Below are 12,402 nucleotides of genomic sequence, written 5' to 3'. Positions count from 1 at the left end.
CGGCCTCACACCACCCGCGTCGCCCCCGCGAAGGGCATCTCGTCGATCGGCGCCACACGTACCGGGGCCGACGGGTTCGGCGCGTGGATCATCTGGCCGCCGCCGATGTAGAGGCCGACGTGGGTGATGCCGGAGTAGAAGAACACCAGGTCGCCCGGGAGGAGTTCGGAGCGGGAGACGCGCTGCCCGGCACCGATCTGGGCGTAGGTGGTGCGCGGCACGGAGACGCCGGCGGAGCGGTAGGAGGCGAGCACAAGGCCCGAGCAGTCGAAGGCGTTCGGCCCGGTCGCACCCCACACATAGGGGCTGCCGAGCTTGGAGTAGGCGTACGAAACGGCTTCTGCGGCACGGGAGTTGGGGGCCTGGTTGGTTGCGGAGGCGGGCGCCTGAAGGCCGTCGCGTCCGTCTGTCGAGCCTCGTGAGGCCCGGCCTCCCGTGCTGCCGCTGCCGGCCGTCTCGCCGATCCGGGACCGATCCGCCGTGGTCAGCTGCGAGAGCAGGCGGCGCGCCGCGTCGAGTTTGCCGGTGATCGTCTTCTTGTGCGTCCTCAACTCGGCCTGGCGCGTCTTGAGGGAGGTCAGTTCGACGCGCGCGGCGCCGCGCAGTTGCTCGATCTCCCGCAGCTGTCTGCGCACTTGGGTGACGGCGGCCGACTGGCGGTCGCCGGCCCGTTCGGCGAAGGCGGCGCCGTCGAGGTACCGGTCGGGGTCGTCGGAGAGCGCCAGTTGCACAGCGGGGTCGAGTCCGCTGCTGCGGTACTGCGCGGCGGCCATCGAACCCAGCGTCTCCCGAGCGGTGTTGAGCTTCCCCTCCTTGCGCGCCGCCTCGTCCCGCAGGGACTCCAGCCGCTCCTCGGCCGCCGTCGCCTTCTCCCTCGCGCCGTTGTACTTCTCGGTGGCTTCCTCCGCCTCCTGGTAGAGCTGGGCCACCTTCGCCTTGACCTGGGCCGGAGTCAGGTTCGGCTCGGCTTGTCCGGTTCCGTCGAAGGCCGTCGCCGTCGCGGCGCCCGCGAGAGCGAGGGTGAACGCCGTGCGGGCCGTCTGGCCGCCGAGCGAGCGCTGTCGGGGCTTGCGGTGCGCTGCCACGTGGGACTGCACGTCCTTTCGTACGACCGCCTCGTCCGTCCGTACGGCTACCGGATGACCGTCGGGGAGCGGACGGACGGCCCCGGGGGCTGACGCGTCCGGCGACGGCCCGCACAGGGGGAGCGGGGCGCCGCCGGATCTTCTCGGCGGTGGTGGCCGACTGCCGCCCCTGGCCCGGGCGGCGGTGGGGAGCCGGTCACCTGGGGGAGGACGCTAGGCCCGGCTGTGACGGTTGGGTAACGCGAAGTACGGAAGTGACACGAGCGGACCGCGGCGTGATCGCATATGCCCGGGAATCCGGACGCGGGCCGTCGGATTCAGGCGGCGTGCTGACCGAAACGGCGATTTCGGGACATGGCGGAGCGGCAGGGTGCTATGGGGCGCATATATGCAAGTGCGGCCTCAAGGGGAGGGCCGGTGTCGGACGGCACCCGCAGGCTGATTAGCATCCGGCTTCATGGACGTACTCATCCATCTCTTCGTCGGCCTGCACATCTTCGGCATCGCCGCGCTTTTGGGCGGCTTCCTCACTCAGCTGAAGGAGATGGGCCGGGGCACGGCCCGCTTCGTCCCCTCGATGCTCCACGGCGCGGCGACGATGCTGGTCACCGGCGTGATCCTGGTCGGCCTCAACCAGGCGGACGACCAGCCTGTCAACAACATCAAGATCGGCGTGAAGCTGGCTCTGCTGATCGTGATCCTCGGCCTCGTCTACGTGAAACGGGACGACGAGACGGTGGAGAAGCCCCTTTTCGGTGTGGTCGGACTGCTGACCGCGGCGAACATCTTCATCGCGGTGCTCTGGACCTGACGGATGCCCCGCCGGACGCCTTGAGGGACGCCAGGGCCTCGGAGAGGGCCGCCGCCGCGACGACGAGCCACGCGGCCACCGCGACCCACAGCAGCACCTCCCCGGGCCCTTTCAGCGACGGCACGTCCACAGCGACGGCTACGGACAGGGTCGCCGCCGCCGTCATCCCCATCGGGAACACCGTCGCCCAGCGGCACATGTCGTAGCGGAGCCGCGGCCACCGCACCTCGGCGACGAGCAGCACGGGCGTACCAGGCAAGGGCGAGCACCAGCAGCGCGACGGTCGCCGTGCGAAGGACACCGGTGTCGTCGTCGTTCCACAGGTACGGGTTCCCGTCGTCGGCCGCGAGGAGTTCCGCCCCCGCCAGCGCCGAGATGGCCAGCGCGCCGCCCGCCACCCACTGGTCACCGGCGCCCTCGGCCACCTGCCGCAGGTCGAAGAGGGCCAGGGCGACGACGTAGAGCACGAGCCCCGACCAGAACAGCACGAGCGCCGTGTGCGCGAGCCAGGCCACCGCCTCGGCCCTTCTCGTATCCGGTGAGACGCAGTCCGACCGCCCCGGCGTCCCCCGGCGTCCCCAGGCGTCCCCAGGCGCCCCCAGGCGTCCCCAGGCGTCCCTTGTGTCCCAGGCGTCCCTAGGTGTCCCCCCGGCGTCCCTGGGCGTCCCCGGCCGTCCTGGCTTCACGGGCTTTCCCAGGTGTCCTCAGGCCGGGCGTACCACGCTGTGGATGCCTGGCTCGCCGTCGTAGTAGACCGACTCCTCGCGGACGTACGTGCCCGGCTTCGGGGCGTGGATCATCATCCCGTTGCCGATGTAGACGCCGACGTGACTGACGTCGTCGTAGAAGAAGATCAGATCACCGGGCCGCGCGTCGGCGAGGGAGACCGTGGTGCCCGCGTTCACCTGGTCGTAGGTCGTACGCGGGAGGGTGACGCCGGCGGCCTTCCAGGCGGCCTGGGTGAGGCCGGAGCAGTCGTAGGAGTCGGGGCCCGTCGCACCCCAGACGTACGGCTTGCCGATCTGCGCGCGGGCGAAGGCCAGCGCCTTCTCCGCCTTGGTGATGTACGAGGGGTCCACGGGAGAGGTGCCGGTCGAGCCCGTGCCCGCCCCCGTGCCCGTCGAGCCGCCGCCGCTCTCCTGCTGGGCCGCGGCCTGCGCCGCCGCCTGCTGCCGGGCGAGCTCCGCCGCCTTGCGCGCGGCCTCCTCCTGACGCTGCTTCTCGATCGCCGCGAGGCGCGCCTTCTCCTGAGCCGTCAGCCGGGACAGCAGCTCGCGCGCGTCGCCGAGCTTCTTCTGGACGGTGGCCTTGGCGGTCTTCAGGTCGTTCTGCGTGTCGGTGAGCGTCGCGAGGCTCTCGGTGGCCTCCTGGCGCTGCTTCATCGTCGCGGACTGCTCGGTGACGTAGTCGTCGACCGCACCCTTCTGGCGGTCGGTCAGCCGGCTCATCAGCTGGTTCTGGTCGAAGTAGTCCTGCGGGGTGTCCGCGAGGAGGAAGGCCGCCGTGTCGGGCGCGGAGGCGCCGGTGCGGTACTGGGCCGCGGCATGGGAGCCCAGCTCCTCCCGCGCCTCGTTGAGCCTCTGGGTGCGCTGCGCGACGTCGTCCAGGAGACTGTCGACCTGCTTGCGCTGCTTGGTCGTCTTCTCCTTGGCGGCGTTGTACTTCTCGGTCGCCGACTCCGCCTGGCGGTAGAGGTCGTCGACCTTCTTCTCGACCTCCTCCAGACTCGGCTTGCCGTCGTCCGACGGCGCGGCGTTCGCCGTCTGGGAGAGCAGGGCCACGGACGTGAGGGCGGCGGTGGCGAGAGCGGGGGTACGTATGCCCGCCACGCGCGTGCCCGCGGAACGCGGCTTGCGGTGCTGCGACGCCAAGGGAGGCGACTCCTTCCAGTGCTCCGCCTGCCGGGACGGCTGTGGGGTCCCTCCCAGGCCGTTCGGGCACCGGGGGAGGGCCATGGGCAGGTACATCGGAAGGGTTGCCCTACGGCCCGCCCCAGTGGGGCGTTGGGCCGATTCACCCCGGGTTTCGGTCGGTTCCCGGTTCCGGCCTGCGTGAGCGGACGCGGCGGACTCGGCGGAGGTCGTACGGTCCGGCGGGGTTCGCCGGTCGGGGGTCGTACGGCCTGCTCGGCACGGTAGCCAACTCGTGTGGTCCGTGTGAAGGTTGCCGGGCGATATGCCCGATACATTTTCGTTATCCAAGCGCCTGATCCCGCGCTTCGGCCGAGCCCGTCGCGGATCGTGACACGAGCCTCCCGCAGGGTGAGGGCGGGAGATGTTCGGGGACGGCGGCCGGTTGTCAGTGGCGCCCCCTAGACTCGGAGGGCGATGAGCAGCCTCTTTGACGACAGCTTCCTGGCGAACCTCCAGGGCCCCCGCGCCCACGAGGAGGAACCCCCGCCACCGCCCGAGGACGATCACGGACCGGAGTCGGTTCCGGACGATCTGTTCGGCGGGAAGTTCGACGTGCCCCCGGACCGGGACACCCACTACCGCGACGGCGCCCCACGCCCCGTGCTCGACGCGGCCGCGCTCCTGGAGGGGCTGAACGACAACCAGCGCGCGGCCGTCGCCCACGCGGGCACCCCGCTGCTCATCGTGGCCGGCGCCGGCTCCGGCAAGACGCGCGTGCTCACCCACCGCATCGCCCACCTCCTCGCCGAGCGGCACGTGCACCCGGGGCAGATCCTCGCGATCACCTTCACCAACAAGGCCGCGGGCGAGATGAAGGAGCGCGTCGAAGCGCTCGTCGGCCCGCGCGCGCACGCGATGTGGGTGATGACCTTCCACAGCTCGTGTGTGCGCATCCTGCGCCGCGAGAGCAAGAGGCTCGGCTTCACGTCGTCGTTCTCGATCTACGACGCGGCCGACTCCAAGCGCCTCATGGCCCTGGTCTGCCGCGATCTGGACCTCGACCCCAAGCGCTATCCGCCCAAGTCCTTCAGCGCCAAGATCAGCAATCTGAAGAACGAGCTGATCGACGAGGAGGACTTCGCCGCCCAGGCCGCCGACGGGTTCGAGAAGACCCTTGCCCAGGCCTACGCCATGTACCAGTCCCGGCTGCGCGAGGCGAACGCCCTCGACTTCGACGACCTGATCATGACGACGGTGAATCTGCTGCGCGCCTTCCCGGACGTCGCCGAGCACTACCGCCGCCGGTTCCGTCATGTCCTGGTCGACGAGTACCAGGACACCAACCACGCCCAGTACGCCCTCGTACGCGAGCTGGTCGGCACCTCCGCGCACCCCGTCGACGTCCCCCCGGGCGAGTACGACGTGCCGCCGGCCGAGCTCTGTGTCGTCGGTGACGCCGACCAGTCGATCTACGCCTTCCGGGGCGCGACGATCCGCAACATCCTCCAGTTCGAGGAGGACTACCCGGACGCGACGACGATCCTGCTGGAGCAGAACTACCGCTCCACGCAGACGATCCTGTCCGCCGCCAACGCGGTCATCGAGCGCAACGAGTCCCGCCGCCCCAAGAACCTGTGGACCAACGCGGGCGCGGGCGCGCGCATCACCGGCTACGTGGCCGACACCGAGCACGACGAGGCGCAGTTCGTCGCCGACGAGATAGACCGGCTGACCGACGCGGGCGACGCGAAGGCGGGCGACGTCGCCGTCTTCTACCGCACCAACGCCCAGTCCCGCGTCTTCGAAGAGATCTTCATCCGCGTCGGACTGCCCTACAAGGTCGTCGGCGGGGTCCGCTTCTACGAGCGCAAGGAGGTCCGGGACGTCCTGGCCTACCTGCGCGTGCTGGCCAACCCGGAGGACTCGGTGCCGCTGCGCCGGATCCTCAACGTGCCCAAGCGGGGCATCGGCGACCGTGCCGAGGCGATGATCGACGCCCTCTCCCAGCGGGAGAAGATCAGCTTCCCGCAGGCCCTGAAGCGCGTCGACGAGGCGTACGGCATGGCCTCGCGGTCGACGAACGCCGTGAAGCGGTTCAACGCGCTGATGGAGGAGCTCCGCACGATCGTCGAGTCGGGCGCCGGTCCGGCGACCGTCCTGGAGGCGGTGCTCGAACGCACCGGCTACCTCGCCGAGTTGCAGGCCTCCACCGACCCGCAGGACGAGACCCGTATCGAGAACCTCCAGGAACTCGCCGCCGTGGCCCTGGAGTTCGAGCAGGAGTCCGGCGAGGCGGAGGGCGACGGTACGACGCCGGCCGGGCTCTCCGCCTTCCTGGAGCGGGTCGCCCTGGTGGCCGACTCCGACCAGATCCCCGACGAGGAGGACGGCTCGGGAGTCATCACCCTGATGACCCTGCACACCGCCAAGGGCCTCGAGTTCCCGGTGGTCTTCCTCACCGGCATGGAGGACGGCGTCTTCCCGCACATGCGCGCGCTCGGTCAGGCCAAGGAGCTCGAAGAGGAGCGCCGCCTGGCCTACGTCGGCATCACGCGCGCGCGGGAGCGGCTCTACCTGACGCGGTCCGCGCTGCGCAGCGCCTGGGGGCAGCCGTCCTACAACCCGCCCTCCCGGTTCCTGGAGGAGATCCCGCCGACGCACGTGGACTGGAAGCGGACGGGGGCGACCGCGCCCCTGTCCTCCGGTCCCGTCTCCGGTGTGGCCGCCTCCTTGTCCTCGTCCCGCTCGCGTTCTTCGGCGGCGGGCGCCTCCGGCTTCGCGACGCGCCGGAGCGCCGAGAAGCCGGTGGTCGCGCTGGCCGTCGGAGACCGCGTCACCCACGACCAGTTCGGTCTCGGCACGGTCGTCGGGGTCAAGGGCACGGGCGCGAACGCGGAGGCGACGGTCGACTTCGGCGACGTCAAACCGAAGCGACTGCTGCTGCGGTACGCGCCGGTGGAGAAGCTCTAGCGCACGAACGGGCCCCCGCTGCGACAGTGGGGGCCCGGAGCGTGAAGAGCGCTTACGTCGGGCTGAGCCCGTGACTGCGCAGCCACGGCAGCGGGTCGATCGCGGAGCCTCCCGCGGGCCGGACCTCGAAGTGCAGGTGCGGGCCCGTGGAGTTGCCGGAGTTGCCGGAGTACGCGACCGGGTCGCCGGCCTTGACCGTCGTACCGGAGGACACTCGGTAGCTGGAGAGGTGGCAGTACCAGGTCTCCGTGCCGTCCTTCGCGGTGATGATCAGCATGTTGCCGTAGGCGCTGTTCCACTGCGTCCGTACGGTGCCGTCGGTGGCCGCCATCACGCTCGTGCCGTAGGAGACCGGGAAGTCGATGCCGGTGTGCTGGGACATCCAGTTGATGCCGGCCTGGCCGAAGTAGGCGCTGAGGCCGTGCTGCGCGACCGGGAGGGCGTACTTGGGGCGCAACCGCTCCTTGCGGGCCGCCTCGGCCGCCGCCTTCTTCTTCTCGGCCTCCTGCTGCGCCTTGAGGTCGATACGTTCCTGCGTGCGGCTGGCCCGGTCGGCGAAGTCGTCGGCCTCGGCGCTCAGGGTCTCGAGCTGGGCGTCCAGCTTGTTGTTGGCCGCGGTCGGTTTCACGGCCTGCGCGTCCGAGGCGGACGCCGTCGTGTCCTTGTCGTCGCCGCTCGTCAGCGTGCCGACCGAGGCCGCGGCGATGCCCGCGACCCCCATCACACAGGCCGAGGGAACGGCCACGGTCAGGAGCGCGGAGCGCCTCGCGGGCATCCGGCGCCGGGAACGGTTGGCGTTGCGGGCGGCCGCCCGCCCACCGGGGGCGAAGGCCGCTGCCGGGGCGGCCTCCTCCTGGTCGTCGAGCAGGAGCGGGGCGCCGTCGGGCAACTCGCTCTCGGCAGGGGCGTGTTCGTCGTGAGCGACCTGCTCGAAGGTGGCGGTGGCCTGCTGGTCGAACGGAACCTCGGCCTGCTGCTCGTACTCGTCGGCGGCCTGCTGGGCGGGCTCGCCGCCGTCGGAGTTCCACTGGGTGGCGTCGTATGCGCCGGTATCGAAGGCCTGCGTGCCCCATTCCCACTGCTGGGTCCGGTCGGCGGGGCTCGCGGACTGGTCCGGCTGCAGCCAGGCGCTCGCGTCCCAGTGGCCGCCGGCATCCGGTGCCGTCCCCTGCTGCGGGACGGCGGACAGGTGCTGCTGCTGATCGGCGGACCAGGCGGTGGCGTCGTACGCGCCCGTGTCGTAGGCGGCGTGGTGCTGGGCCGCGTACCCGTCGTAGTTCAGGGTCTGGTGGCTGCCCGTGTCCAGGGCCTGCCGGCCGTCGGCGCCCCATTGGGTGCTGTCGTACGTGCCGGTGGCGGGGGTCGTGCCGTCGCCCGGGAACTCACCGAGGAGCGGGTCGGCCGCCGTGTAGTGCCCGGTGGTGTGGGCGCCGGCGTCGAACGCGCCGGTCTCGTAGCCCTGGTACGCGGTGAAGCCGTCGTGCTGGGCTTCCTGGGTGCCGTACGACGCGTAGGTCGCCGGAGCGGCGTCGGAAGCCGGGGTCGGGGTGGTCATGATCCCCGACGGGTGACGGTCGTTCACCAACTTCTCTTTCGCCGACAACAGGGGCTGCCAGAGCAGTGCGGCGACTGTACCCGGCAGTACGCGGGCACGACAATCTTCCGCAGGTTTCGTGCCTGCGGGAAAGGGGCATTCGGCCGTGTTTCGGGGAAGGGCGGGCGCGGGTTTGGCCCTACGTTCGAATGTCGTTCTATTCTCGCCCGCTGTCTGAGGGCTGTCCATGCGCTGTCGGGGGCGCCGTCGGCCGGTGGTCAGGGCGTGGACGGAGCGCCGTCGGACCCGTCGTCAGGGCATCGTCGGGCGTCGTCGCGGTGGCGTGGGACCGTCGTCGCGGTGGCGTGGGACCGTCGTCGGGGCGGTGTGGGGCCGTTGTCGGGGTGGGCGTCAGGCCACGGTGAGGCCGTCGGTCTGAGGGCCGACTCGGGGGAGGCCGGTGCTGGTGCTGGTGCCGGTCCGTGCGTCGGCGGGCGCTTCCGTCTGCGCCGCGTCCAGCGCCTGCAGGATGCCCGTGGCGACGGCCGGGTGCACGGGCAGGGCGAGGTGGCCGATACCGGTCACCCGCACGTTCTGCGCCAGCAGGTCGGGATGGTCCACGCAGGCGCTCTCCAGCGGGTCCATGAGGTGGTCGAGGTCGCTCCAGAAGCTGACGAAGTGCGTACGGCAGCCCGGCGCCGGCCGGGAGAGCTCCTCGATCACCTCGGATCCGGGACGCATCTGGCGCACTATCGGGTGCGCGTTCGCCAGCGGCGCCACCCGGGTGCCGGAATGCGGGGTGCCCAGCGTGACCAGGATCCGGACGCGGCCGTCACCGCCCAGTCGCTGCACGTAGTAACGGGCGATGAGGCCGCCCAGGCTGTGTCCGACCACGTCGACCTGCGGGCTGCCGGTGCGCTCGCATATCTCCTCTATGTGCCGGCCGAGCAGCTCGGCCGCCGTCCGGATGTCACAGGTCAGCGGTGAGTAGTTGAGCGACTCCATCCGGTGCCGCCCGTGCTGGGCCAGGCTGCGACGCAGCAGGACGAACACGGAACGGTTGTCGATGAACCCGTGCAGCAGGACGACCGGGGGCGGGGCCTGGGTCGGCAGTTGCGGCGGCGCCTCGGCGGTGGCTGCCCCCGGCAGCGCGGGGCGGGCCGTGGCGCGGCGCTCCTGGGCGATGCCGGAGGGGTAGAGGAGCAGGTGCCCCGCGAGGATCGCGAGGTCCAGGGCGGTCGCCTTGAGGAGCGCCAGGGACAGTCCGGCCAGTCTGCTCGGCAGGCCGGGAAGGCCTGGGAGGTTCGGCAGGCTTGAGAGGTTCAGGATGCCCGGAAGGGTCCGCATGTCCGGCAGCAGTCGCTGACACAACGGAAGAAAGGGCTGAAGTGCCCGGGTGACCATCATGGCCGACCTCCTGTCGGCACGCTGAGGACGTCTCTGTCCCCCGTGTGCCCTCGTGGAAGTCGCGGTGGAGGAGGTCGATCGGGCACAACAGGGCGTGGGTCGGGTTCGGCTGGAGTGCGGGGTGTGCACGCCTTGTGCGACACCCGTTGCGCCATGACGGACGGGGATCCCTGTCGGTGTTGGCGACGAGGCTCCCCGCTGTCGTGCCTTACCTGTCCTACCTGCCCATCGTGCCTTCCGATGCGCCGGACCGCCACGCCAGCGGCGTGCGGCGTGACGAACGGCGACCTCGTTGCGGCTCCCGGTGCGCCTGTTCCCCCGTGACGAGAGGGAGCGGTGCGCGGTGAACGTGTCCCTTCGTGTGATTTCCCCCTCGGTCCACGCCGTGAAACTGCCGGTTGCGGGATGCTGGCGATAACGTTCGTTCACTTCCCCGGGCGGTCTGGCCCGGGGAGTCCGTGCCGTCGAGGATGGACGTAGTCGCTTCGAGGAGGCAGTGATGGGTGTGGCAGCCGGTCCGATCCGCGTGGTGGTGGCCAAGCCGGGACTCGACGGCCACGATCGCGGGGCCAAAGTGATCGCGCGGGCACTGCGCGACGCCGGTATGGAGGTCATCTACACCGGGCTCCACCAGACGCCCGAGCAGATCGTCGGCACCGCGATCCAGGAGGACGCCGACGCGATCGGTCTGTCCATCCTGTCCGGGGCCCACAACACGCTCTTCGCCGCGGTGATCGAGCTGCTGAAGGAGCGGGACGCGGCGGACATCCTGGTCTTCGGCGGGGGCATCATCCCGGAGGCGGACATCGCGCCGTTGAAGGAGAAGGGCGTCGCGGAGATCTTCACGCCGGGGGCGACCACCGCTTCGATCGTGAACTGGGTCCGGGCGAACGTACGGCAGCCGGCGGCGTCCGGCGGTTGAGCCGGTTCCTGTGAGGGCGGCGGGAGTGTCCGTTGCCCGGGGGCGTTGGCCGGGGGCGTTGCCCCCAGACCTCGTTGGGCCCTCAAGGGGCCTCGTCCGCAAGCGCCGGGCGGGCCGGTGGCGGTGTGGACCGGTGTCCCTCGGCCGCCGTTCCTAGGACTCGAGCTCAGCTGCCATCACCGCCCGCAGTCGCAGCGTCCTGCCCAACCGTTGGAACGCCTCCGCCCAGTAGCCGCCTGCGCCCGGTGAGGCGTCTTCCGGTTCGTCCGGTACGGCCAGGAGGGCGTCGAGGCGCGTTGCCTCCGCGGGGTCGAGGCAGCGTTCGGCCAGGCCCATGACGCCGCTGAAGCTCCAGGGATAACTCCCCGCGTCCCGCGCGATGTTGAGCGCGTCGACGACGGAACGGCCGAGCGGCTCGGCCCACGGTACGGCGCAGACGCCGAGCAGTTGGAACGCCTCCGACAGACCGTGTGCCGCGATGAAACCGGCGACCCATCCGGCCCGTTCGGCCACCGGAAGCGTGCCCAGCAGCTTGGCCCGTTCGGCGAGGGAGACCGCGCCCGGCCCGCCTGCCCCGGGCGACGACGGCGCCCCGAGCAGAGCCCGCGACCAGTCGGCGTCGCGCTGCCGTACGGCGGCCCGGCACCACGCCGCGTGCAGTTCGCTCAGCCAGTCGTCGGCCACCGGCAGCGCCACGATCTGCTCCGGCGTACGGCCGCCCAGGCGCGCCTGCCAGGTGGCGAGCGGGGCCGCCTCCGCCAACTGGCCGAACCACCAGGACCGCTCACCCCGGCCGGGCGGCGCCTTGGCCGACACGCCGTCGCGTTCCATGGCCGCGTCGCACTCGTGCGGCGCCTCCACGAGCAGCGTCGGCGTGTCCGCGGTGTGGTCGACGGCCACGCACGTGCCTGCCCGGACCGCCATCCGCGCGGCGAGCGCCGAGCCCGGCAGAGCCGAGAGCAACTCCGCCGCCATGGTCCGCACATTGCGGCTCCGGTCCGCCAGTGCCTGTTCCAGGAAGGGTTCGTCCCGTGCGCCGAGGCCGGCGCGCAGCGAGTCGAGGAACATCAGCCGGTCCTCGGCGCGTTCCGTCGACCAGGTGGCCGCCAGCAGCTCACGGGCCGCGTCGGGGTCGCGGAAGCGGATCGACGCGAGGAGGGCGACCCGCTCGGCGAACAGGCCCTCCTGCCAGAGTGTTTCGATGTCCCGGCTCTCCGCGGGGCCCGGCAGCGAGGTGCCGCCGCCCGGGGCCGCGCGCAGGGCGAACCGCCAGTCGGGGTTCAGCCGGGCCAGCCACAGGGCGCGCGGTCCGGCGAACTCCAGCGCCGCCGAGCGCAGATCCGTACGCCCGCGTGCCGCGTCGAGCAGCGCGGGGAGGGACTCGGCGGGCGCGGCGAACCCTCGGGCGTTCACGGCCGTCAGCCACTGGGGCAGCAGCTCCATGAGATCCGGTGCCGTGCCCCTGCGACCGCCTCCGCCCGTGCCGGGGCGGTCGGCCAGGAGGAGGGTGAGCCGACGGGCCGCGGCGGTCGGCAGCGCCGGGCGGGGATCCTCGGCGGCCGGCTCCAGGAGAGGGGCCGCCGGGCCCGGGCGCAGGCCGGCCCGTCGGCGTACGGTCTCCGCGGCCGCCGCGTCCAGCAGGGCGGTCGGCGCGGCCCGGCCGGGGGCCGCTCCCGGGGGTGTACGGCGATCCGTGCCCAGCATGGCCGCGGTGACCAGGTCCTCCCAGACGGGCGGCGAGGGGCGGGGCGGGGCGGCGTTCATGAGGCTCCCTTCCGCTGCGGTCGTAGCGGTGCCGGCCGTCCTGGCCGTCGTAGCGG

At 71.7% G+C, this 12,402-nt stretch carries 8 protein-coding genes and 1 pseudogene; 3 read left to right on the top strand and 6 right to left on the bottom strand.

Annotated elements, in window-relative coordinates; all coding sequences use genetic code 11:
- Positions 1 to 5 precede the first annotated feature (5 nt).
- A complete protein-coding gene (locus tag ACIPFH_RS10975; protein WP_401824975.1) occupies positions 6 to 1,085 on the bottom strand; it encodes an NlpC/P60 family protein in 1,080 nt (359 codons plus the stop codon).
- A 457-nt stretch (positions 1,086 to 1,542) separates the two neighbouring features.
- Between ACIPFH_RS10975 and ACIPFH_RS10970 the strand changes: the two genes are divergently transcribed.
- Positions 1,543 to 1,896 (top strand): hypothetical protein, encoded by a 354-nt coding sequence (locus ACIPFH_RS10970; RefSeq protein WP_359127874.1) that lies wholly within the window; start codon positions 1,543 to 1,545, stop codon positions 1,894 to 1,896.
- On the opposite strand, the pseudogene ACIPFH_RS10965 reads toward ACIPFH_RS10970, so the two are convergent.
- Positions 1,874 to 2,420 (bottom strand): annotated as a pseudogene (locus ACIPFH_RS10965) (hypothetical protein); the annotation flags it as partial. The gene ACIPFH_RS10970 and the pseudogene ACIPFH_RS10965 sit on opposite strands and share 23 nt — an antisense overlap.
- A 180-nt stretch (positions 2,421 to 2,600) precedes the next feature.
- The gene (locus tag ACIPFH_RS10960; RefSeq protein ID WP_401824974.1) at positions 2,601 to 3,767 is read right to left on the bottom strand and encodes an NlpC/P60 family protein; all 1,167 of its coding nucleotides are present in this window, start codon (positions 3,765 to 3,767) and stop codon (positions 2,601 to 2,603) included.
- A 456-nt stretch (positions 3,768 to 4,223) separates the two neighbouring features.
- On the opposite strand from ACIPFH_RS10960, the gene pcrA reads away from it, so the two are divergent.
- A complete protein-coding gene (pcrA, locus tag ACIPFH_RS10955; protein WP_401824972.1) occupies positions 4,224 to 6,719 on the top strand; it encodes a DNA helicase PcrA in 2,496 nt (831 codons plus the stop codon).
- A 52-nt stretch (positions 6,720 to 6,771) separates the two neighbouring features.
- Here the strand turns inward: pcrA and ACIPFH_RS10950 are convergent, their stop codons facing one another.
- The gene (locus ACIPFH_RS10950; RefSeq protein WP_401825155.1) at positions 6,772 to 8,274 is read right to left on the bottom strand and encodes a M23 family metallopeptidase; all 1,503 of its coding nucleotides are present in this window, start codon (positions 8,272 to 8,274) and stop codon (positions 6,772 to 6,774) included.
- Between the two features lie 390 nt (positions 8,275 to 8,664).
- Entirely contained in the window at positions 8,665 to 9,660 is a 996-nt protein-coding gene (locus ACIPFH_RS10945; RefSeq protein WP_401824970.1) for an esterase/lipase family protein, read from the bottom strand.
- A 499-nt stretch (positions 9,661 to 10,159) separates the two neighbouring features.
- On the opposite strand from ACIPFH_RS10945, the gene ACIPFH_RS10940 reads away from it, so the two are divergent.
- Positions 10,160 to 10,582 carry a cobalamin B12-binding domain-containing protein gene (locus ACIPFH_RS10940; RefSeq protein ID WP_401824969.1) on the top strand — a complete coding sequence of 141 codons (423 nt, stop codon included), beginning with the start codon at positions 10,160 to 10,162 and terminating at the stop codon, positions 10,580 to 10,582.
- 153 nt (positions 10,583 to 10,735) lie between these two features.
- Here ACIPFH_RS10940 and ACIPFH_RS10935 read toward each other — a convergent pair whose 3' ends face one another.
- Positions 10,736 to 12,346 (bottom strand): DUF5691 domain-containing protein, encoded by a 1,611-nt coding sequence (locus ACIPFH_RS10935; protein WP_401824967.1) that lies wholly within the window; start codon positions 12,344 to 12,346, stop codon positions 10,736 to 10,738.
- Positions 12,347 to 12,402 lie beyond the last annotated feature (56 nt).

Source organism: Streptomyces sp. NPDC088157, assembly GCF_044741545.1.
GTDB lineage: Bacteria > Actinomycetota > Actinomycetes > Streptomycetales > Streptomycetaceae > Streptomyces.
Note: the sequence above shows the minus strand (reverse complement) of the source record. Positions and strands in the feature narration are given on the sequence as shown.

Coding starts and splice junctions, on each gene's coding strand:
- ACIPFH_RS10935 (WP_401824967.1), bottom strand. CDS start 12,346: ATGAACGCCGCCCCGCCCCGCCCCTCGCCGCCCGTCTGGGAGGACCTG.
- pcrA (WP_401824972.1), top strand. CDS start 4,224: ATGAGCAGCCTCTTTGACGACAGCTTCCTGGCGAACCTCCAGGGCCCC.
- ACIPFH_RS10945 (WP_401824970.1), bottom strand. CDS start 9,660: ATGATGGTCACCCGGGCACTTCAGCCCTTTCTTCCGTTGTGTCAGCGA.
- ACIPFH_RS10970 (WP_359127874.1), top strand. CDS start 1,543: ATGGACGTACTCATCCATCTCTTCGTCGGCCTGCACATCTTCGGCATC.
- ACIPFH_RS10940 (WP_401824969.1), top strand. CDS start 10,160: ATGGGTGTGGCAGCCGGTCCGATCCGCGTGGTGGTGGCCAAGCCGGGA.
- ACIPFH_RS10950 (WP_401825155.1), bottom strand. CDS start 8,274: ATGACCACCCCGACCCCGGCTTCCGACGCCGCTCCGGCGACCTACGCG.